General features: G+C 74.5%; 17 protein-coding genes. 14 read left to right on the forward strand and 3 right to left on the reverse strand.

What is annotated here, in order from left to right; genetic code table 11:
* The first annotated feature begins 2 nt into the window (after positions 1-2).
* From ACFUJY_RS16775 to ACFUJY_RS16795, 5 genes are read left to right on the forward strand one after another with little or no spacing between them, the layout of a single operon-like run.
* Positions 3-785: a class I SAM-dependent methyltransferase gene (locus tag ACFUJY_RS16775; RefSeq protein WP_383299607.1), complete on the forward strand. Its 783-nt coding sequence runs from the start codon at positions 3-5 to the stop codon at positions 783-785.
* Between the two features lie 40 nt (positions 786-825).
* Entirely contained in the window at positions 826-2,409 is a 1,584-nt protein-coding gene (locus ACFUJY_RS16780; protein ID WP_383299609.1) for an ABC transporter substrate-binding protein, read from the forward strand.
* Positions 2,406-3,359: an ABC transporter permease gene (locus ACFUJY_RS16785; RefSeq protein WP_383299612.1), complete on the forward strand. Its 954-nt coding sequence runs from the start codon at positions 2,406-2,408 to the stop codon at positions 3,357-3,359. The genes ACFUJY_RS16780 and ACFUJY_RS16785 overlap by 4 nt, the downstream gene beginning before the upstream one ends.
* On the forward strand, positions 3,359-4,237 hold the full coding sequence (locus tag ACFUJY_RS16790) for an ABC transporter permease (protein ID WP_383299614.1): 879 nt from the start codon (positions 3,359-3,361) through the stop codon (positions 4,235-4,237). Before ACFUJY_RS16785 ends, ACFUJY_RS16790 begins: the two co-directional genes overlap by 1 nt.
* Positions 4,234-5,739 carry an ABC transporter ATP-binding protein gene (locus ACFUJY_RS16795; RefSeq protein WP_383299617.1) on the forward strand — a complete coding sequence of 502 codons (1,506 nt, stop codon included), beginning with the start codon at positions 4,234-4,236 and terminating at the stop codon, positions 5,737-5,739. Before ACFUJY_RS16790 ends, ACFUJY_RS16795 begins: the two co-directional genes overlap by 4 nt.
* A gap of 12 nt (positions 5,740-5,751) precedes the next feature.
* Here the strand turns inward: ACFUJY_RS16795 and ACFUJY_RS16800 are convergent, their stop codons facing one another.
* Positions 5,752-7,884, reverse strand: a complete 2,133-nt coding sequence (locus ACFUJY_RS16800; RefSeq protein ID WP_383299620.1) for a SpoIIE family protein phosphatase — start codon at positions 7,882-7,884, stop codon at positions 5,752-5,754.
* Positions 7,885-8,075: 191 nt separating this feature from the next.
* Here ACFUJY_RS16800 and ACFUJY_RS16805 point away from each other — a divergent pair, with 191 nt between their 5' ends.
* The 3 genes from ACFUJY_RS16805 to ACFUJY_RS16815 are packed head-to-tail and all read left to right on the forward strand — an operon-like array spanning position 8,076 to position 10,419.
* Positions 8,076-8,753: an ABC transporter permease gene (locus tag ACFUJY_RS16805; RefSeq protein WP_383299623.1), complete on the forward strand. Its 678-nt coding sequence runs from the start codon at positions 8,076-8,078 to the stop codon at positions 8,751-8,753.
* Complete coding sequence (locus ACFUJY_RS16810; RefSeq protein ID WP_383299626.1) at positions 8,750-9,433, forward strand: ABC transporter permease; 684 nt, start codon at positions 8,750-8,752, stop codon at positions 9,431-9,433. Before ACFUJY_RS16805 ends, ACFUJY_RS16810 begins: the two co-directional genes overlap by 4 nt.
* 32 nt (positions 9,434-9,465) lie before the next feature.
* A complete protein-coding gene (locus ACFUJY_RS16815; protein WP_383299629.1) occupies positions 9,466-10,419 on the forward strand; it encodes an ABC transporter substrate-binding protein in 954 nt (317 codons plus the stop codon).
* Between the two features lie 63 nt (positions 10,420-10,482).
* Here ACFUJY_RS16815 and ACFUJY_RS16820 read toward each other — a convergent pair whose 3' ends face one another.
* The gene (locus tag ACFUJY_RS16820) at positions 10,483-11,646 is read right to left on the reverse strand and encodes an ABC transporter ATP-binding protein (RefSeq protein WP_383299632.1); all 1,164 of its coding nucleotides are present in this window, start codon (positions 11,644-11,646) and stop codon (positions 10,483-10,485) included.
* Between the two features lie 105 nt (positions 11,647-11,751).
* On the opposite strand from ACFUJY_RS16820, the gene ACFUJY_RS16825 reads away from it, so the two are divergent.
* Positions 11,752-13,047 (forward strand): alpha/beta fold hydrolase, encoded by a 1,296-nt coding sequence (locus ACFUJY_RS16825; RefSeq protein WP_383299635.1) that lies wholly within the window; start codon positions 11,752-11,754, stop codon positions 13,045-13,047.
* A 46-nt stretch (positions 13,048-13,093) separates the two neighbouring features.
* Here ACFUJY_RS16825 and ACFUJY_RS16830 read toward each other — a convergent pair whose 3' ends face one another.
* Positions 13,094-13,666: a rhodanese-like domain-containing protein gene (locus ACFUJY_RS16830; protein ID WP_383299637.1), complete on the reverse strand. Its 573-nt coding sequence runs from the start codon at positions 13,664-13,666 to the stop codon at positions 13,094-13,096.
* A 140-nt stretch (positions 13,667-13,806) separates the two neighbouring features.
* On the opposite strand from ACFUJY_RS16830, the gene ACFUJY_RS16835 reads away from it, so the two are divergent.
* The 5 genes from ACFUJY_RS16835 (at position 13,807) to ACFUJY_RS16855 (ending at position 20,790) form a co-directional block, all read left to right on the forward strand.
* A complete protein-coding gene (locus tag ACFUJY_RS16835; RefSeq protein WP_383299639.1) occupies positions 13,807-14,538 on the forward strand; it encodes a PIG-L deacetylase family protein in 732 nt (243 codons plus the stop codon).
* 141 nt (positions 14,539-14,679) lie between these two features.
* Complete coding sequence (locus ACFUJY_RS16840; protein ID WP_383299642.1) at positions 14,680-17,343, forward strand: beta-N-acetylglucosaminidase domain-containing protein; 2,664 nt, start codon at positions 14,680-14,682, stop codon at positions 17,341-17,343.
* 164 nt (positions 17,344-17,507) lie between these two features.
* Positions 17,508-18,476, forward strand: a complete 969-nt coding sequence (locus ACFUJY_RS16845; protein WP_383299645.1) for an NADPH:quinone oxidoreductase family protein — start codon at positions 17,508-17,510, stop codon at positions 18,474-18,476.
* Positions 18,473-19,660 carry an acyl-CoA dehydrogenase family protein gene (locus ACFUJY_RS16850; RefSeq protein WP_383299647.1) on the forward strand — a complete coding sequence of 396 codons (1,188 nt, stop codon included), beginning with the start codon at positions 18,473-18,475 and terminating at the stop codon, positions 19,658-19,660. Before ACFUJY_RS16845 ends, ACFUJY_RS16850 begins: the two co-directional genes overlap by 4 nt.
* Positions 19,657-20,790, forward strand: coding sequence for an acyl-CoA dehydrogenase family protein (locus ACFUJY_RS16855; RefSeq protein ID WP_383299650.1), 1,134 nt, complete (start codon positions 19,657-19,659; stop codon positions 20,788-20,790). Before ACFUJY_RS16850 ends, ACFUJY_RS16855 begins: the two co-directional genes overlap by 4 nt.
* Positions 20,791-20,905: the final 115 nt, after the last annotated feature.

Consider the following 20,905-nt stretch of genomic DNA (forward strand, 5'->3'; position numbering starts at 1 on the left):
CGATGAACGACAGGAACCTGCTCACCGACAACCCGGCCCTCTACGAGGCGCGCTTCCCGGACGCCGAACGGCTCGCCGGACGCTGGACCGAGGAGTGCCTGCGCACCCACGGGGGCGGCGCCCGCGTCCTGGACATCGGCTGCGGCACCGGCCGCGACGCCGCCCACCTGCACACGGCCGGCCGTACGGTGACCGGCGCGGACCTCTCCGGGGCGATGCTCCGGTACGCCGCCCGGCACCACCCCGGCCCCCGCTATCGACGCGCGGACCTGCGCCGCTTCGACCTGGGAGCGGGGCGCTTCGACGCCGTGGTCTGCCTGGACAGCGCCTTGCTGTACTGCCGGTCCGACGCCGAACTCGACGGATGCCTCGCCTCCTGCCACCGGGCGCTCGCCCCCGGCGGCCTGCTCGTCGCGGAGATGCGCAACGGCGCCTACTTCCTCGGCCGGGCCCACCGCGACGGCGCCCCCGCCGTCCACGCCTTCACCCACGACGGCGTCACCTACCGCTCCGTCACCCGGCTGCGCGTGGACGCCGCCGGACGCCTCCTGCACCGCTCCCGCACCTGGACCACGGACGACGGCTCGCCCCCGGTCGAACAGCGCTCGGCCTGGCGCCTGCTGCGGCCCGAGGAACTGCACCGCACCGTCACCGGGGCCGGCTTCGAGGTGCTGGCCCTGCACGACGGGCCCGGCCCCCGCACCGAACCCGCCTGGCGCGAAGGCGCGGTCCCGGCGGGCACGACGGCCGGCGACCGACTCCACCTCATCGCCCGGCGCGCCTGAGCCGGGCCCGCAACCCACCACACAGCAAGGACACCCCGTCATGCACGACGAGCACTTCCCCGGCCTGCACCGCAGAGGCTTCCTGATCGCCTCGGGAGCCGCCGGCGCCGCCGGAGCCCTCGCCCTCTCCGGCTGCGCGAGCACCCCCGGCACCTCCGACGCGAAGGAGGAAGCAGGCACTCCGAAGCGCGGCGGCCGGCTGAGGGCCGCCTTCGCCGGGGGAGGGGCGAGCGAGACCCTGGACCCGCACCTGAGCAACCTGTTCGCCGACGCGGCCCGCGCCAAGGCCCTGTACGACAAGCTCGCCGACTACGGCGCCGACCTCGCCGCCCGGCCCCGGCTCGCCGCCTCCTGGGAACCGGACGCCACCCTGAAGCGGTGGAAGGTCGCCCTGCGCACCGCCGTCTTCCACGACGGGACACCGGTGACGGCCGCCGACGTCCTGCACAGCTACCGCCGCATAGCCGACCCCGAGCGAGCCTTCCGCGCCAGGGCCTCGCTCGAACCCATCGACCTGGCCGCCAGCCGGGCCCTGGACGAGCGGACCGTGGAGTTCGTCCTGAAGCGCCCGACCGCCGAATTCCCGAACGTCATGGCCGCGTTCGGCGCGTACATCATTCCCGCGTCGGCGCGCGAGGGCGACTTCGACCACGCACCCGTCGGCAGCGGGCCGTTCCGCCTCGTCTCCTTCGCACCGGGCCGCTCCACCCTGCTGCGCCGCAACGACGAGTACTGGGAGGGCGCGCCGCACCTGGACGAGCTGGAGTTCGTCGTCGCCGACGAGGAGTCCGCCCGCGTCAACGCCCTGCTCGGCGGCCAGGTGGAGTACGCCCACGAGCTGAACCCCGCCACCGCCCGCGCCCACGAGCACGGCGGGCGCGTGACCATCGTGCGGCTGCGCAACAGCGCCATGCAGTCCTTCGCCATGAAGACCGACCGGCCGCCCTTCGACGACCGCCGCGTCCGCCAGGCGCTGTTCCTCGTCGCCGACCGCGCGGAGCTCGTGCGCAGCGCCCTCTCCGGCGCCGGTGAGATCGGCAACGACCTCTTCGGCAAGGGATACGAGTACTACGCCGACGGCCTCCCCCAGCGCGAGCAGGACCTCGGCCGCGCCCGGCGGCTGCTGAAGGAGGCCGGGGCCGACGACCTGCGGATCACCCTGGACACCTCACCGGTCGCCACCGGCTTCACCGAGGCCGCCGCCGTCTTCCGCGACCAGGCCGCGAAGGCCGGCATCACCGTCCGCGTACGCACCGGCAGCAAGGACACGTACTGGAGGGACATCCTCGACGCGGGCACCCTGTGCTGCTACCGGTCCGGGGCGATGCCCATCGAGTCGCACCTCTCGCAGCGCCTGCTCACCGACTCGACCACCAACGCGACCCACTGGCGCCACCGGGACTTCGACGCCCTGTACCGGGAGGCCCAGTCCACGAAGGACCCGAAGCAGCGCGCCGACGTCTACGCCCGCATGCAGCGCCGCCTGCACACCGAGGGGCCGTTCCTCATCTGGGGTTTCGCCGACTGGATACTCGGCACCGCCCGCAACGTCCGGGGCATCGAGCGCGAGGCACCCGCCAACACCCTCGACTGGGCCCGCTTCGACAAGGTGTGGCTGGCGTGAACGCGACCAGGCGCTGGGTGGCGCGGCGGCTGCTCCTCGGTGGCGCGCAGACCGCCGCCGTGGTCCTGCTCGTCTTCGCCGCCACCGAGGCCCTGCCCGGCGACGCCGCCGTCGCCCTGGCCGGCGACCAGCCCGACCCCGCACGCATCGAAGCCGTCCGTACGGCCATGCACCTCGTCCGGCCGGCCCACGAACGCCTGCTGGACTGGACGGCCGGACTCCTCCACGGCGACCTCGGCACGTCGCTGACCTCGGGACGGCCGGTCGCCGCCGCGCTCGCCGACGGCATCGGCCCCACCCTGCTGCTCGCCGTGCCGACGGTCCTGCTGCTGGTCCCGGCCGGGATCGGCCTGGGCGTGCTGGCGGCCCGGCGCGAGGGAGGAGCGGCGGACCGGACCATCAGCGCGGTGCTGCTCGCCCTGTACGCCGTTCCCGAATTCGCGCTGGGAGCCCTGCTGGTCACCGTCTTCGCCCTGCAGCTCGGCTGGTTCCCGCCGACCGCCGTGGGTTACGGCACCGAGCTCGCCTCCCACCCCGCCGCGCTCGTCCTGCCCGTCCTGGTCCTGCTCGCGCGCCCGGTCTGCTCCCTCGCCCGGCTCGTCCGCGCCGGCATGCTCGACGCGCTGGCCTCCCCGTACGCGGCACAGGCCCGACGCTGCGGCATCTCCCGCGCCCGCGTCCGTTACGCGCACGCCCTCCCCAACGCCCTCACCCCGGCCACCCAGCAACTGGCCCGCACGGTCGACTGGCTGCTGTGCGGGGTGGTCGTGGTGGAAGCCCTGTTCGTGGTCCCCGGTCTCGGCACCGTCCTGATGGACGCGGTCGCGGAACGCGATCTGCCCACGGTGCAGGGGCTCGCGGTGGTGTTCGGCCTCGTCACCGTCCTGCTCAACCTGGGCGCCGACCTGGTCACCCACCGCTTCGCCCCCCGGTCGGAGGTCGCCGCGTGATGGCCGTGGCGGTGGCCCGCTCCCGGCGCGGGCTGAAGAGAATCGTCGTCGGCCCTCCACACGAGGCCGCCCGGGACCGGAGCGCCCGGCGGCTCGTCCCGGCCCTCGCCGTCCTCGCAGTGCCACTCCTCATCGCCCTGGCCGGGCCGCTGTTCGCCGGTGACGCGGGACCGCGCGGCACCTCGCTGACCACCGGGGCGGGCCACTGGCTCGGCACCGACTTCACCGGTCGCGACGTGTTCCGCGAAGTCCTGCTCGGCGGCCGGTCCGTCGTCACCGTCGCCGTCGCGGCCACGGCCCTGACCTACGCGGTGGCGCTGCCCGTCGGCTTCGTCTGCGCCCTCACCCGCCGGACCTGGCTGGAGGAGCTGCTGATGCGCCCCCTGGACGTCCTGCTCTCCGTGCCGTCCCTGCTCGTCGTCCTGCTGGTGGCCGCCGTCGTGCAGCCGGGCCCGGCCGGGCTCGCGGTCGTCGTCGCGTGCGTCGGCATCCCGGACGCGGCCAGGCTCGTACGGGCCGCCGGCGCGGAAGCCGCCTCGCGCCCCGCCGTCGAGGCGCTGCGCATGCAGGGCGAGAGCTGGGCGCGCCTGGCCCTCGGCTACGTCGGGCGGTCCATCGGCCGCACGCTCGCCGCGGACACCGGAGTACGCCTGACCGGCGCGGTGTATCTCGTGGCCACCGCCGCCTTCCTCGGCGTGGGCGTGGCCCCGGACGCGGCGGACTGGGCCGTGATGGTGGACCGCAACCGCACCGGCCTGTCCGTGCAGCCCTGGGCGACGGTGGTGCCCGCCCTGCTGATCGTCGCCCTCACCATGGGCGGCAACCTGCTCGCCGACGCCGCGCTCACCCGCCCGCACCGCACGGAGAAGAACCGATGACACACCTGCGTACCGCCGCGCGCGAACCGGTCGCCGCGGTCGAGGGGCTGCGGGTGGAGGTCGGCGGGCGCGTCGTGCTCGACGGCGTGGACCTCAGCCTGCGGCCCGGCCGGATCACCGCGCTGACCGGTGGATCGGGCAGCGGCAAGACGACCACCGGACTCGCCCTGCTCGGCGAATACCCGCCCGGAGCGCGGGTGACCGGCCGCGTACGGGTCCCGGACGGCCTGATCGGCTACGTACCCCAGCACCCGGCTGCCGCGCTCAACCCGGCCCGCCGCATCGGCGCGCTGCTCCTGGACATCGCCCGTGACCGGGTGCGGCACCTGCCCCGGCCGGGGCGCCGGGTGGCGGCGCGGCAACGCGTGCTCGACGCACTCGCCCGCGTCCGGCTGCCGGCGGACGGACGGCTGCTGCGCCGCTTCCCGCACCAGCTCTCCGGGGGCCAGCAGCAGCGCGTGGTGCTCGCCCAGGTACTGCTGCTCGGTGCGCGCGCCGTCGTCGCGGACGAGCCGACCACCGGTCAGGACCCGCTGACGAAGCGCGGGATCGTGGACCTGCTGGGCGAGCTGGCCCGGCAGGGGATCGCCGTACTCCTGCTCAGTCACGACGCGGACGTCGTCCGGGCGCTGGCCGACGACGTGGTGGTCCTGCGGGACGGCCGGGTACGGGACGCCGCGCCGGCGGACGCGCCCGCCCGGGCCCCGCTGGGCGGCGCCGGGCGGGAGGGCGCGGTGCTCGACGTGCGCGCCCTGGTCGCGCGTCACGGCCGGACGCCGGTGCTCGACCGGGTGTCGCTCACCGTCCACGCCGGTGAGTGCCTCGCCGTCGTGGGCCGTTCCGGCAGCGGCAAGACGACCCTGGCCCGCTGCGTGGCCGGTCTGCACCCCCGCCACGACGGGGACGCGCTCCTCGGCGGCGAGCCCCTGCCGGCCGGTCTGCGCGACCGTACCCGGAGCCAGGTCGCCGGTGTGCAGTACGTGTTCCAGGACGCGAAGGCGGCCTTCGACGAGTACCGCCCGGTGCTCGACCAGGTCGCGCGGACGGCGGTGCGCCTGCGCGGAGCGGCCCCGGCCGGGGCGCGGCGCGAGGCGCTCGCGCTGCTGGGCGCCCTCGGGCTCCCGGAGGCGAAGGCGGTGCGCCTGCCCGCCCACCTGTCCGGTGGCGAACTCCAGCGCGCGGCCCTGGCCCGCGCGGTCCTCGCCCGCCCCCGGGTCCTGGTCTGCGACGAGATCACGTCGGGCCTCGACCCGCGGTCCCGGGACGCGGTCCTCGGCCTGCTCGGCGGGCTGCTGCGCTCCGGCCGGACCGACGCGCTGGTCCTGATCACCCATGACCTGGGCACCGCCGCCCGGGCGGACCGGATCGCGGTGATGGACCGGGGCCGGATCGTGGAGGCGGGGCCCTCGAAGCGCGTGCTGGGCGCGCCGGAGCACCCGTGCACCAAGGGACTCGTGGCGGCGGACCGGTGGTTCGCGGCGGCCCGGGGGAGCGGCCGGTGAAGCGGGCGTGCCTCAGTCGCCCCCGGCCCTCAACGCCTCGATGAGCAGCAGCGCGATGTCGTCGCTGCCCGGTGTGACGTCCTTCGCGTACTGGACCAGACTGTCGGCGACGGCCTCCATCGAACGGCCGGTGAGCAGGCCGAACCGGTCGGCGAGCGCCGCGGTGGACCGGTCGGGATCGGTGCCCGGCACCTCGACGAGCCCGTCCGTGTAGAGCGCGAGCGCGGCACCCGGCGGCAGCGGGATCTCGGTCGTCGGGTAGCGGGCGTCCCGGTCGATGCCGAGCAGCAGGCCGGGCGGCAGCCGGAGCACCTCCGTATCCCCGCCGGGATGGCGCAGCAGTGGCGGCGGGTGGCCGGCGGTGGCCAGCAGGGCGCGGTGGCCCGCCAGGTCCAGATGGACGTAGAGGCAGCTGGTGAACAGGTCGGCATCGAGGTCGGCGAGCAGCCGGTTGGTGCGCGCGAGGACCTCGGCGGGCGGTGCGCCGGCCGAGGCGTGCACCGCCGTGCGTACCTGCCCCATCAGCGCGGCGGCCGTCACGTTGTGGCCCTGCACGTCGCCGATGGCCGCGGCGGCCGTGGTGGCGTCCAGCGGGATGACGTCGTAGAAGTCGCCGCCGATGCCCATGCCGCGGGTGGCGGGCAGATAGCGGGCGGCCACGTCGAGTCCGCCGATCCGGGGCAGGGTGTGGGGGAGCAGATGGGCCTGGAGGCTGTGTGCCAGCCGCTCCTTGGTGTCGTACAGGCGGGCCCGGTCCAGCGCCTGGGCGATGAGCCCGGCGATCGAGGTGAGGAGGGCCCGCTCCTCGGGTTCGAAGGGGTGTGCGCGGTCGTAGCCGAACACCAGTGTGCCGACCGGGCGCCCGGAGGCGAACAGCGGCAGGAAGGCCCACGCGGTCAGGCCCTCCTGGAGCGAGGCGGGCCCGAAGGCGCGCCGGAATTCGTCAAAGGTCCGGTAGAAGGCGGGCACCCCGGTGCTGAGCACGCGCGCCACGGGGGCGTCGGACGTCAAGGGCGCGCCCTCGAAGCACTCCATCAGCTCGTCGCCGAAGCCCCGGTGCCCCTCGATGCGCAACCGCCCCTCCGCGACGGTCAGCACGGCGAGCGCCTGGATGCGGAAGGCGGGCACCAACTGCTCGGAGATCAGCTCGACCACGTCCTGGATGCCCACGGCCTCGGTGAGGGTCGCGGCCAGGTGCATCAGGTGGTACAGGGCGACGGCGCGTCCCGGGGCGCTCGGCGAGGCGACGGCGCCCGTGGCGGTGGGGAGCGCCGGGGCCTGCGGGCCGGAGACCGGTGTGATGTACACGCTGATGCCGGACGCGTCGGGGTAGAGGCGGAAGCGCAGCCACTGGTCCGGAGGCCGCAGGGCGACGAAGGACATCGGCTCCCGGCTGATGATCGCGCCCCGGTACTGGTCCTCGAACAGCGGATCGGCCATCCACCGCAGCGACTCCCACGGCAGCGTCCCCACCAGGTCATCGACGCGCCCTCCGACCAGAGCGGCACCGGTCTCCGTGAGATAGGTGATCCTCCCGTGCATGTCGAGCGTGCAGCAGCCGCCCGGCAGCCGGCCCACGAAGTCGGCCGCGGCGACCGCCTCGGTGTGGGCCGGCGGCGGAGCGGTGACCGGGGGCAGCACCCGCGGGCTCGTGCCCGCTTCCAGCGGCCGGCCCCGTTCCCGCGCCTCGTGGAGCACCTGTGCGGCGTCGCGGCAGCAGTGGCCGACCGCCGTGCGCTCCTGCGGCGTCAGCTGCGCCGGGTGGGAACCGGGCCACAGGAGTACGAGTCCGCCGTGCACCCCGGTCCCGTCGGCGAGGGGCGCGGCGGCCAGCGCGAACCGGTACGGCAGCACGAGCGCCGGACGCGGATACCGCCTGGCCAGCTCCTCCTGGCTGCCCAGCCAGACCAGCCGCCGGTCCTTCACCGCGTCCGACACCGGCATCGGCGCGGAGAGCGGCACCCGGAGCCAGGGGTCCGCGATCTCCGGCGGGATCCCCGCGAGCACGGCCAGCCGGAGCGTCGATCCGCCGGGCGGCAGCAGATAGAGCATCGCCACGGCGGCGCCCGTCTCCCGCACGGCACACGCCACCGCCGCGTCCAGACGCTCCTCCGCCGTATCCATGGCGGGCCCGACATTACCCATAAGCGGACAATACGCCCAGGTCTTGTGTGTGACACCGCGATACCGGCCACCACGACGCGCTTCCCGAGGTCCGGGGCGCGGGCGGGCCCCGCCGAGCCAGCGGCCCGCGCCGACCCGCAACCGGACGGTGCGGTGGCCCGATCGGACGACCCGGACGCGCGCCCCCGGGCCGAGCGGGCTGCAATGGACGGGTGACCGCGCCCCCCGACGACTGCCTCGCGCGCAACGAGTGGGTCTGCGGCGCCTACCTGAGCAGCCGCCGGCACATCCTCTGGGAAGCGGCGGTGCAACACGTGCAGCTGACCGCGGTGGCCGTGCTCATCGGGCTCGCCCTCGCCCTGCCGCTCGCCCTCGCCGCACGACGCCGGCGCTGGGCCGCCGGGCCCGTGCTCGGGGTCACGACGATCCTCTACACCATCCCGTCGCTCGCCATGTTCTCCCTGCTGCTGCCGGTGTACGGGCTCTCGGCCTCGCTCGTCGTCGCGGGCCTCGTCCTCTACTCACTGACCCTGCTGGTGCGCAACGTACTCGCCGGGCTGCGCGCCGTTCCGGAGGAGACCCGGCAGGCGGCGCGCGGCATGGGCTACGGCCCCGTACGGCTGCTCGTCGCCGTGGAACTCCCGCTCGCCCTGCCCGCCGCGATGGCCGGCCTGCGCATCGCCACCGTCTCCGCGGTCTCCCTGGTCACCATCGGGGCGATCGTCGGCTACGGCGGCCTGGGCAACCTCATCTACGCCGGGATGAACACGTACTTCAAGGCCCAGGTGCTCACCGCGTCCGTCCTGTGCGTGGTCATCGCCGTCGCCGCCGACCTGCTCCTCCTGCTGCTGCAACGCCTGCTCACCCCATGGACGAGGAGCCGGTCGTGAACACCCTGGCGGAAGCCTGGTCCTGGCTCACCACCTCCGCGCACTGGCATGGGCAGGACGGCATCTGGGCCCGGCTCGGCCAGCACCTCTACCTCACCGCCGTCTGCCTGCTGATCAGCTGTCTCATCGCGCTGCCCGTCGCCCTGCTCCTCGGCCACCTCGGCCGGGGCGGCGCGCTCGCCGTCAACATCTCCAACGTCGGACGCGCCGTGCCCACCTTCGCCGTCCTGGTGCTGCTCCTGCTCACCCCGGTCGGCCGCTGGGGCGAGGGCCCGACGGTCGTGGCGCTGGTCCTGTTCGCCGTGCCCCCGCTGCTCACCAACGCGTACGTCGGCATGCGCGAGGTGGACCGGGACGTCGTCCGGGCCGCCCGGGGCATGGGCATGACGGGCCGCCAACTGCTGCTCCAGGTCGAGGTACCGCTCGCCCTGCCGCTCATCCTCACCGGGGTGCGCATCGCCGCCGTCCAGCTCGTCGCCACGGCCACCATCGCGGCCCTCGCGGGCGGTGGCGGGCTCGGCCGCATCATCACCGCCGGGTTCAACCTCGCCTCCACCCCGCAGGTGGTCGCCGGAGCCGTCCTGGTCGCCGCGTTCGCCCTGGTCGTCGAGGGGGTCTTCGAGGCGGCCCAGCGGTTCGCGCCACGGCGGTTCGGGCTGCGCGCGGGGGAGGCCCCGTGAGAGCGGGACCCCCTGGGAGGGCGGGACTGCGGGTGAGAGCCGCCCGGCCGCTCGTCGCGCTTCTGCTGCTGGCGGCCACCGCCTGCACCACCGGACCCACGCTGGAGAACCAGGGCGCGGTCACCGCCCCGCCCGGCGACAGCAAGCACCTGACCATCGGCTCCGCCGGCTTCACCGAGAGCGACCTCCTCGCCCAGATGTACGCCCTGCTGCTGGGCCGCGCCGGATACTCCACGAAGATCATCTCGGTCACCAACCGGGAGATCTACGAACCCGCCCTGGAGAACGGCCAGATCGACATCGTCCCCGAGTACGCGGCAACCTTCGCCGACTGGCTGGGCGCCAAGGAGCACGGCGCCGACGCCACCCCCGTCGGCTCGCCGGACCTCGACGCCACGATGAAGGCCCTGCGCGCCCTGGCCGCACCCCGCGGGCTCACCGTCCTCGACCCGGGCCGGGCCGTGGACCAGAACGCGTTCGCCGTCACCGCCGCCTATGCGCGCGAGCACCACCTCAGGACGCTCGGCGACCTCGGCCGCTCCGGCCTCCCGGTACGCCTCGCGGCCGGCGACGAGTGCGTCCAGCGCCCGTACTGCGCGCCCGGGTTGAAGAAGACGTACGGCATCGACATCACCGCCGTCGACCCCAAGGGCGTCGGCACCACACAGGCCAAGCAGGCCGTCCAGAGCGGTCGCGACCAGATGGTGCTGACCACCACCACCGACGCCACCCTGGACGACTTCGGGCTCGTCCTCCTCGCCGACGACAAGCACCTCCAGAACGCCGACTACCTCGTCCCCGTCGTCAACCGGGCCCGCGCCGGCGGCGCAGGCGTGCGCAAGGCCCTCGGCAAGCTGAACACCGTCCTCACCACCGGCGACCTGGCCCGGCTCAATGAACGGGTCGACAGCTGGCGCCGGCTCCCCGAGGACGTGGCCCGCACCTACCTGCGCTCCGCACACCTCCTCCCCGGCGGCCCGGGATGAGGACGCGCAGCGGCCTTCGGGCAGTACGCCGCGGACGCCTGACCGGTCACCGGGGCGCGTCCCTCAGGCGTCCGCCACCGAGTCGAACCCCACCTCGTCGCGCCCCACGCCCTGCGCGTCCGCGTCCACCGAACGCCGCAGGGCCTCGTGGAGCTTCGCCGGGGTCAGCACGCCGAGGAACCGCGCCCCGTCCAGCACCGCGATCCACCCCGCGTCCCGCTGGAGCATCTCGCTGAACGCCCGCTTCAGCGGCGCGCCCACCGGCACCCACGCGTCCATCCGGCGGGCCAGCTCGCCCACCGTGCCCTCGTCCCCGGCGATCCGCAGCGCGTCCGCCGCCACCCAGCCGTGCAGCTCGCCCGCCTCGTTCAGCACGACCGCCCAGCGGGCGCCGGCCGCGCCCAGCCGGGCCGCCGCCACCCCCGCCGGCTCGGCCAGCCGGGCCACCGGCGGCTGCTCCAGGTCGGCCGGTTCGATCGCGGTGACCGACAGCCGCTTCAGCCCCCGGTCCGCGCCGACGAACTCCGCCACGTACGGGGTCGCGGGCGCGCCGAGCACCGCGGCCGGCGTGTCGAACTGCTCGATGCGCCCCTGTCCGTACACCGCGATCCGGTCACCCATCCGGACGGCCTCCTCGATGTCGTGGGTGACCATCAGAACCGTCTTGCGCACCCTCGACTGGAGCTTCAGGAACTCGTTCTGCAGCCGCTCGCGCACCACGGGGTCGACCGCGCCGAACGGCTCGTCCATCAGGAGCACCGGCGGGTCGGCCGCCAGTGCCCGGGCCACGCCGACGCGCTGGCGCTGGCCGCCGGAGAGCTGCGCGGGGTAGCGGGAGCCGTACACCGACGGGTCGAGGCCCACCAGATCCAGCAGCTCGGCCGCCCGCTCCCGGGCCCTGGACCGCTTCCAGCCGACGAGCGCCGGCACGGTCGCGGTGTTGTCGAGGACCGTCCGGTGCGGGAAGAGCCCCACCTGCTGGATGATGTAGCCGATGCCGCGGCGCAGCTTCACCGGGTCGGTCCTCGCGATGTCCCGGCCGTCCACGAGGATGCGGCCCGAGGTGGGTTCGATCAGCCGGTTGACCATCATCATCGTGGTCGTCTTGCCGCAGCCCGACGGACCGACCAGGGTGACCAGTTCTCCCTCGGCGACCTCGAAGGACAGTGCGTCGACCGCGGTCGTGCCGTCCGGATAGACCTTGCCGACCTGCTCGAACCGGATCATGAAAGCACGGTAGGAGCCCCGTGCCCCGGCCGCACACGGGCCGCGACCGTCCGGGGCACACCGGTGTGCTGAACTGTCCGGGAACCGTCCGATCCAGGAGCACCCTTGAACAGCTACCGGCAGCCCGGCCTCGTCCTCACCGACCACCGCTTCACCGTCCCGCTCGACCACGCCGACCCCGGCGGCGAGCAGATCGAGGTCTTCGGCCGGGAGGTCGTGGCCGCGTCGAAGGCCGGCCAGGAGCTGCCCTGGCTGCTGTACCTGGAGGGCGGCCCCGGCTTCGGCGCGCGGCGCTTCACCGGCGCCGAGGCGTGGCTCGGGCGGGCGGTGCGGGAATTCCGGGTGCTCCTGCTCGACCAGCGCGGCACCGGCCTGTCCAGCCCGGCCAACCGGCAGACCCTGCCGCTGCGGGGCGGACCCCGCGAGCAGGCCGACCACCTCGGCCACTTCCGCGCGGACAGCATCGTGCGGGACTGCGAGTTCATCCGTCCGCGGCTGACCGGCGGCGCGCCCTGGACGGTTCTCGGCCAGTCCTTCGGCGGCTTCTGCGCCGTCCGCTACCTCTCGGCCGCCCCCGAGGGCCTGAACACCGTTCTCATCACCGGCGGTCTGCCCTCCCTCGACGCCCACGCGGACGACGTCTACCGGGCCGCGTACCCCCGCATCGAGCGGAAGGTCGCGGCGCACTACGCCCGCTACCCGCAGGACGTGGAACGCGCCCGGGAGATCACCGCTCACCTCGCGGAGCACCGCCCCGAGAGCGCCGGGCACCGGCTGACGCCCGAGAGCTTCCAGTCGCTGGGCATCATGCTCGGCGGCGGCAGCGGCAGCCACCAGCTGCACTACCTCCTGGAGAACGCGTTCGTCCGCACCCCGCACGGCACCGAGCTGTCCGACACCTTCCAGGAGGCCGTGCGCGCGGCGACCTCGTTCGCCGGACACCCCCTGTACGCCCTCCTGCACGAGGCGATCTACGGACAGGGCGGGCGTCCCACCGACTGGGCCGCCGAGCGGGTCCGCGCCGAGTTCCCGCAGTTCGACGCCGCTACGGCCCTCGCGGGCGACGGACCGGTCCTCTTCACGGGCGAGTCCATCCACCCCTGGCACTTCGAGGTGGACCCCGCGCTGCGCCCGCTGCGCGAGACGGCCGCGCTCCTCGCCGCCCGCACCGACTGGGAGCCGCTGTACGACCCCGAGCGCCTGGCCGCCAACGAGGTCCCGGTGGCCGCCGCCGTCTACCACGACGACATGTACGTGGACACCGCCCACGCGCTGCGCACCGCCGGCGCGATCCGCGGCCTGCGCACCTGGGTGACCGACGAGTTCGAGCACGACGGGCTGCGTGCGGGCGGGCCCCGCGTACTGGACCGGCTGCTCGCACTGGTCCGCGACGAGGTCTGACGTACATCGCGCGGGGCCGGCCGGCACCGGCCGGCCCCGCGGTGTCTCAGCCCTGGAGGGCGTCCAGCGTCGCGTTCAGGCTCGCCGCCGAGCGCGGTGCGCGGTTGTGCGGGAGCTTCGACAGGACCGCCGCCATCCCGCAGGTGTTGGTGACGGCCGAGAAGACGAGACCGGAGCCGACGCCGGCGGACAGCCAGCGCGCGGCGGGGTACCTGAGGCCCGCCAGCAGCCCGGCCACCACGAGCGAGCCGGCCGCCAGCCGGACCTGGCGCTCCATCGGCCAGGTGGCCCGCGCGCCCACCGGGCGCTCCAGCCCGTGGCCCTCGCTCTCCCAGGCGGAGGTGCCGCCGCTGAGCGTCGCCGCGTCGATGTCGGCCGCCGACAGGATGCCGCAGGCGCGTGTCGAGCGGTTGCCCGAGGCGCAGACCATGAGCAGCGCACCGCGGGCGGAGGCGGACTTGAGCGCGGGCAGCGCCTCGTCGAGCCGGTCGAGGGGTATGTTCAGCGCCCCCGGCACATGCCCCGCCGCGTACTCACCGGGTGCGCGTACGTCGATCACGGTGAACTCCGTGAGCCGGGCGGCCGCCTGGGCGGGGGAGAGGGATACGGGGCTGGTCACGAGCTGTGTTCCTTTCGGTCACCGGGGTACGGGGCAGATCTCGCTCTCTCCTGCCCCGGACGGTCAAGGATACCCCCCTGGGTATCGAAGCCCGTCGTGTCACGGGTCTCACCCCCCGCCTTGCCGGTTAGCCTGCGGATATGACCGAGCAGCTGAGGCCCATGCCCGAGGACTGGCGGCGCGCGCTCGCCGTGGTCGCGCACCCCGACGACCTGGAGTACGGCTGCGCGGCAGCGGTGGCCGGCTGGACCGATGCCGGACGCGAGGTCACGTATCTCCTCGCGACCAGGGGTGAGGCCGGTATCGACACCCTCGAACCGGAGCGCTGCGGACCGCTGCGCGAGCGGGAGCAGCGTGCGAGCGCGGCGGCCGTCGGCGTCTCCCGCGTCGAGTTCCTGGACCACCGGGACGGCGTGATCGAGTACGGCGTCCCGCTCCGCCGGGACATCGCGGCGGCCATTCGCCGGTACCGCCCCGAGCTGGTGATCACGCTCAACCATCGTGACACCTGGGGCGGCGTCGCTTGGAACACCCCCGACCACCGCGCCGTCGGCCGTGCCACGCTCGACGCCGCGGCCGACGCGGGCAACCGCTGGATCTTCCCGGAGCTGGCCGAGCGGGGTCTCGACCCGTGGGACGGAGTCCGCTGGGTGGCCGTGGCGGGATCGTCCACGCCCACCCACGCGGTGGACGCGACCGCCGGTCTGGAACGGTCCGTGCGGTCCCTGCTGGCCCACCGCACGTACATCGAAGTCCTCACGGACGAGGACCCCGAGACGTACTGCCGCAGCTTCCTCACCGGCAACGCCGAGGCTGCCGCCGAGCGCTTCGGCGGGCGGCCGGCGGTTCCGTTCGAGCTCTTCCCTCGGTAGCCGCGGAGGGGCTGTCGTTCGTAAAAGCGCAGGTCCACGCATTGATGTTGTCCAGACCATTGACATGTAAGCGCCAGGATGTTGCATTCGGTGTCGTTGTGTTGCGCGACTCTGGTGACTTGAGTGACCGATGGAGGATTTGTGACGCCTCGCCCGCCCCGCATCACCGCACTCACCGCCGCGGCGACCCTGCTCGCCGGCGGCCTGCTGGCCGCCGGGCCGACCGCCCGGGCCGCCGACGCCCCGCCCGTGCCGGCCCCGGCCCAGGGCGTACCGACGATCACCCCCACCCCCCGGTCCGCCGAGCCCCGCCCGGACCGGGTGACCGTCACCCCCACCGTCACCCTCGTCGCCGGCGGGACGGCCGACGGGCCCACGCTCGACGTGGTGGAGACGGCCCTGCGCGAGGCGGGCGCCCGGCACGTGGTCCGTGCGGAGCGCCCCGCCCCCGGCAGGCTCACCGTGTACGCCGGCGACGCCGCCGCCCTCGCCGCGCAGAAGCTCGACGGGCCCGCCGCACTGCCCGCGGAGGGGTACGTCCTCGGCATCGGCGCCGGCCGGATCGTCCTCGCCGGCAAGGACACCACCGGCACCTACTACGCCGCGCAGACGCTGCGCCAGGTCCTGCCGCACCGGAAGCACCCGGGCGGCAAGGTCGCCGGACTCGCCGTGCGCGACTGGCCCGGCACCGCGCTGCGCGGGGTGATCGAGGGCTTCTACGGCACCCCGTGGTCGCACGAGGCCCGCCTCGACCAGCTCGACTACTACGGCGAGCACAAGATGAACATCTACGTGTACTCGCCCAAGGACGACGACTACCTCCGGGCCAAGTGGCGCGACCCCTACCCCGCCGACCGGCTGGCGGATATCGAGGACCTCGCCGACCGGGCGGCCCTGCGGCACGTCGAGTTCACCTACGCCCTCTCACCCGGCCTCTCGGTCTGCTACAGCTCCGACGCGGACGTGAAGGCGCTCGTCGACAAGTTCCAGACGATGTGGGACATCGGCGTCCGTACCTTCGCGGTCCCGCTGGACGACATCAGTTACACCCATTGGAACTGCGACGCCGACAAGGCGAAGTGGGGGACCGGCGGCGGCGCGGCCGGAGCCGCCCAGGCCCATCTGCTCAACCGGGTCAACCAGGAGTTCATCGCCACCCACCCCGGCGCCCAGCCGCTCCAGATGGTCCCCACCGAGTACTACAACGTCAGCTCGTCGGCGTACAAGACGGCCCTGTCCGAACAGCTCGACCCCGATGTGCTGGTCGAGTGGACCGGGGTCGGCGTCGTCGCCCCCACCATGACGGTCGCTCAGGCGGACGCCGCCCGGGAGGTGTTCGGGCATCCGATCCTGACCTGGGACAACTACCCGGTCAACGACTACGCCACCGACCGGCTGCTGCTCGGCCCGTTCAACGGCCGCGAGAAGGGGCTGCCCGGCCGGCTCGCCGGCATCACCGCCAACCCGATGATCCAGCCGTACGCGTCGAAGCTGTCGCTGTACACCGTCGCGGACTACGCCTGGAACGACGCCGCCTACGACCCGCGCGCGTCGTGGGGCAAGGGCATCGAGGAGTACGCGGGCGGCGACGCCCGGACCGCGAAGGCGCTGCGGTCCTTCGCCGACGTCAACTACAGCTCCGCGCTCAACACCGCCGAGGCGCCCGAGCTGTCCGCCGCCTTCGCGCGGTACTGGGAGTCCGGGGACGCGGAGCGGCTCGACTCCGTCCTGGCCTCGCTGGGCGCCGCCCCCGCCCGGCTGCGCGCGGCTCTCCCCGACCGGGGCTTCATCGCGGACGCCGGCCCCTGGCTGGACGCCACCGAGTCCTGGGCCACCGCCACCCGCACCGCCCTGCGCATGGTCGAGGCCGCCCGGGCCGGGGACGGCGCCCGGGCATGGGAGCTCCGGCAGCAGCTGCCCGCCCAGGTGGAGCGGGCCGCCTCCTTCACGTACACCGGGCTCGACGGGCGCAAGGTGCCGGTGCGGGTCGGTGACGGACAGCTGGACGGGTTCACCGACGCCGCCACCGCCGAGTACGACCGGCTGCTCGGCGTCAGCGGCCGGCCCACGGCCTCGACCAGCCTGGGTACGTACCAGAGCAACACCGTCGCCCGGATGCTCGACGGCGACGACTCCACGTACTTCTGGAGCGACGGGGCGCCCACGGCCGGGGACCGGCTGACGGTCGACCTCGGTGAGCCCCGGGCCATCGGCTCCGTCACGCTCGCCATGGGCAAGCCGGGCAGCGCCGACGACTACCTCCACGAGGGCGTCCTGGAGTACTCGGCGGACGGCGAGAACTGGCAGCGGCTCGCGGACTTCTCCGGTGAGCCCGACGTCACGGCGGCCCCGCCCGCCGGGACGAAGGCGCGCTATGTGCGGGCCCGGGCGACCGCCGGGCAGGGCAACTGGGTCGTCGTCCGCGAATTCCAGGTCGCGACCACGGACGGCGCCGTCACCGGCAACCCGCCCGCCGCCACCGGCTCCTCGCTGCGCGCGGCGGCCGACGGCGACCCCGGCACCGTGTACCGGGGCGCGCGACCGGCCGGGAACGGCGAGTCGCTGGAGGTGGACCTCGTGGCCGCGCGGCCGGTCGGCTCGGTGACGGTGCTGCGGCCGTCCGGCTCCGAGGGCGCGGCCGACGTCCAGCTGCGCACGGTCGACGGCACCTGGCACACCGTGGGCGCGCTGAGCGGCGCCTACACCGCCGTCGACACCGCGGGGCGCACCGCCGACGCGGTACGCCTGGCCTGGCGGGACGGGACGACGGCACCGCGGGTCGCCGAGGTGGTCGTGGGCAGGTAGCCCTCGCGTACGTCCGTGCGCCCGGCGCCCCGCGTTCCTCGCGGCGGGGCCGGGCGCACGGACGTCTCCGGGACCGTTGTCCGCAGGTTGTTCCCACAGGGGCAAGCGACCGCTTAGTATGCGCCGGAGCAGTGGTAATGCCGACAGTGTTGTGGAGGCCCCTCATGCAGGCATGGCGAGTGCACCGGAACGGCGAGCCGAGCGAGGTGATGCGCCTGGAGGAGACGGACCGGCCGGTGCCCGGCGGCGGGCAGGTGAGCGTCGAAGTGCTCGCGGCGAACATCAACTTCCCCGACGCGCTGCTCTGCCGGGGCCAGTACCAGGTGCGGCCCCCGCTGCCGTTCACCCCGGGCGTCGAGATCTGCGGCCGCACCGAGGACGGGCGCCGGGTCCTCGCGACCCCCGCCCTGCCGCACGGCGGCCTCGCCCAGTACGTCGTCGCCGACGAGGCGGCCCTGCTGGACGCCCCGGACTCCCTGGACGACGCGGAGGCCGCGGCCCTGCACATCGGCTACCAGACCGGCTGGTTCGGACTCCACCGGCGCGCCCGGCTGAAGGCGGGGGAGACCCTGCTCGTGCACGCCGCCGCCGGCGGGGTGGGCAGCGCAGCCGTCCAGCTGGGGAAGGCCGCCGGTGCCACCGTCATCGGTGTCGTCGGCGGAGCCGAGAAGGCGAAGACCGCCGCCGCGCTCGGCTGCGACCTGGTCATCGACCGGCGCACCGAGGACATCGTCGCGGCGGTCAAGGAGTTCACCGGCGGCCGGGGCGCCGACGTCGTCTACGACCCGGTCGGCGGGGACGCGTACGCCAAGTCCGTGAAGTGCATCGCCTTCGAGGGGCGCGTCGTCGTCGTGGGCTTCGCCTCCGGCACGATCCCCGCCCCCGCGCTCAACCACGCCCTCGTGAAGAACTACTCCGTTCTGGGGCTCCACTGGGGCCTCTACAACACCAAGGACCCGCAGGCCGTACGCGACTGCCACCAGAAGCTGACCCGGCTCGCCGATGAAGGCGTCGTCAAGCCGCTGGTCAGCGAGCGGGTCGCGATGGGCGAGGCGGCGGCCGCCGTCCAGCGCGTCGCCGACGGCACCAGCACCGGCCGCATCGTCGTCCTCCCGTCAGGAGCCGCCCGATGACCGCACCCGACGCCGCCGAACTGCGCCGCCGCACCCGCGAACTGCTCGCCGCGCACCCCCCGGCGACCACCGAGCGCACCGACTTCCTCAAGGCACGCTTCGACGCCGGACTCGCCTGGGTGCACTACCCGGCCGGGCTCGGCGGCCTGGACGCCCCGCGCTCCCTCCAGCCCGTGGTGGACGCCGAACTCACCGCCGCACACGCCCCCGACAACGACCCGCGCCGCATCGGCATCGGCCTCGGCATGGCGGCCCCGACCATCCTCGGCTTCGGCACCGACGAGCAGAAGGAGCGGTTCCTGCGCCCCCTGTGGGTGGGCGAAGAGGTCTGGTGCCAGCTCTTCAGCGAACCGGGCGCGGGCTCCGACCTCGCCGCCCTCGGCACCCGCGCGGTGCGCGACGGCGGGGACTGGGTGGTCGACGGGCAGAAGGTGTGGACCTCCAGCGCCCACCTCGCGCGCTGGGCCATCCTCATCGCCCGCACCGACCCCGACGTGCCCAAGCACCGCGGCATCAGCTACTTCATCTGCGACATGACCGATCCCGGCGTCGAGGTCCGGCCGCTCCGGCAGATCACCGGCGAGGCCGAGTTCAACGAGGTCTTCCTGACCGGGGTGCGCATCCCCGACAGCCACCGGCTCGGGCCGGTCGGCGAGGGCTGGAAGGTCGCCCAGACCACCCTCATGAACGAGCGGGTCTCCATCGGCGGCTCCCGCATCCCCCGCGAGGGCGGCATGATCGGCCCGGTCGCCAGGACCTGGCGCGAACGCCCCGACCTGCGCACCCACGACCTGCACCAGCGCCTGCTCACCCTGTGGGTCGAGGCGGAGGTCGCCCGGCTCACCGGTGAGCGGCTGCGCCAGCAACTCGTCGCGGGGCAGCCCGGCCCCGAGGGCTCCGGGATGAAACTCGCCTTCGCCCGGCTCAACCAGGAGATCAGCGGCCTCGAAGTGGAACTCCTCGCCGACGAGGGCCTGCTGTACGGCGACTGGACCATGCGGCGGCCCGAACTGGTCGACTTCACCGGCCGCGACGCCGGTTACCGCTACCTCCGCTCCAAGGGCAACTCGATCGAGGGCGGAACGAGCGAGGTACTGCTCAACATCGTCGCCGAGCGCGTACTCGGTCTCCCCTCCGAGCCCCGCAACGACAAGGACGTCGCCTGGAAGGACCTCTCCCGATGACCGCACAGAACGAAGCCGGCCAGGCGCCCGACCTCCTGTACTCCGAGGCCGAGGAGGACCTGCGCGCCGCCGTCCGCTCCCTGCTCGCGGACCGGGCCGACGCGCCGTCGGTGATCGCCCGCACCGAGTCCGGCACGCCGTACGACCCGCAGCTGTGGAAGGCGCTCGCCACCGGCATCGGCGCCGCCGGACTCCTCGTCCCCGAGGAACTGGGCGGCCAGGGCGCCACGCACCGCGAGGCCGCCGTGGTCCTGGAGGAGCTGGGCCGCAGCGTCGCGTCCGCGCCGTTCCTGACCAGCTCCGTCGTCGCCACCGAGACGCTGCTGGCGCTCGGCGCGCAGGACGGGCCGGCCGCGGAACTCCTCTCCGCACTCGCCGAGGGACGCCAGGTCGCGGTGGTGGCCGTGCCGTTCGCGGCGGCGTCGGCGGACTCGGCGGGCGTACAGGCGTCGGCGGGGAACGGTGCCCTGCACGGAACGCCGGGCCCGGTCGCCGACGCGGCCGCCGCCGACGTGCTCCTGGTCCCCGCCGCCGACGGCCTGTACGCCGTCGCCGCCGGTGCGCCCGGGGTACGGGTCGAGCCGCTCGTCGCGCTCGACCTCACCCGCCCGCTCGCCACCGTCACGCTCGACGGCGCCACCGGGACCCGGCTCGCGGACGCCGGGGCCGGCCGGCGCGCGCTGGACCGGGGACTGCTGGCCGGGGCCGGGCTGCTCGCCTCCGAACAGCTGGGACTCGCCGAGTGGTGCCTCACCGAGACGGTGCGACACACCCGGGAGCGCCACCAGTTCAACCGGCCCATCGGCTCCTTCCAGGCGCTCAAACACCGCATGGCGCAGCTCTGGCTGGAGGTCGTCTCGGCCCGGGCCGCCGCGCGGAACGCCGCCGACGCCCTGGCCACCGGCAGCCCCGACACGCCGCTGGCGGTGGCCGTCGCGCAGGCGTACTGCTCGAAGGTCGCGGTCCACGCCGCCGAGGAGTGCGTGCAGTTGCACGGCGGGATCGGGATGACCTGGGAGCACCCCGCACACCTCTACCTGAAGCGGGCCAAGGCCGACGCCACCGCGTACGGCACGGCGGGAAGCCACCGGAACACCGTCGCCGCGCTCATGGAGCTGCCGGCGCCCTGAGGTACAGCCGCGCGGGGGTGCGGGAGGCCCCGCGCCGCCGCGCGGCCCCTCCCTCTTCCCCGCTGCGGTGGCCTCGACCCAATCCCTACCCGTTTGGCGGACACGCCGATGCGCC

The organism is Streptomyces sp. NPDC057249, from assembly GCF_042669245.1.
In the GTDB taxonomy this organism is placed as follows: domain Bacteria; phylum Actinomycetota; class Actinomycetes; order Streptomycetales; family Streptomycetaceae; genus Streptomyces.

Coding starts and splice junctions, on each gene's coding strand:
- ACFUJY_RS16775 (WP_383299607.1), top strand. CDS start 3: ATGAACGACAGGAACCTGCTCACCGACAACCCGGCCCTCTACGAGGCG.
- ACFUJY_RS16850 (WP_383299647.1), top strand. CDS start 18,473: ATGACCGCACCCGACGCCGCCGAACTGCGCCGCCGCACCCGCGAACTG.
- ACFUJY_RS16800 (WP_383299620.1), bottom strand. CDS start 7,884: ATGGGTAATGTCGGGCCCGCCATGGATACGGCGGAGGAGCGTCTGGAC.
- ACFUJY_RS16780 (WP_383299609.1), top strand. CDS start 826: ATGCACGACGAGCACTTCCCCGGCCTGCACCGCAGAGGCTTCCTGATC.
- ACFUJY_RS16835 (WP_383299639.1), top strand. CDS start 13,807: ATGACCGAGCAGCTGAGGCCCATGCCCGAGGACTGGCGGCGCGCGCTC.
- ACFUJY_RS16845 (WP_383299645.1), top strand. CDS start 17,508: ATGCAGGCATGGCGAGTGCACCGGAACGGCGAGCCGAGCGAGGTGATG.
- ACFUJY_RS16790 (WP_383299614.1), top strand. CDS start 3,359: ATGGCCGTGGCGGTGGCCCGCTCCCGGCGCGGGCTGAAGAGAATCGTC.
- ACFUJY_RS16820 (WP_383299632.1), bottom strand. CDS start 11,646: ATGATCCGGTTCGAGCAGGTCGGCAAGGTCTATCCGGACGGCACGACC.
- ACFUJY_RS16795 (WP_383299617.1), top strand. CDS start 4,234: ATGACACACCTGCGTACCGCCGCGCGCGAACCGGTCGCCGCGGTCGAG.
- ACFUJY_RS16855 (WP_383299650.1), top strand. CDS start 19,657: ATGACCGCACAGAACGAAGCCGGCCAGGCGCCCGACCTCCTGTACTCC.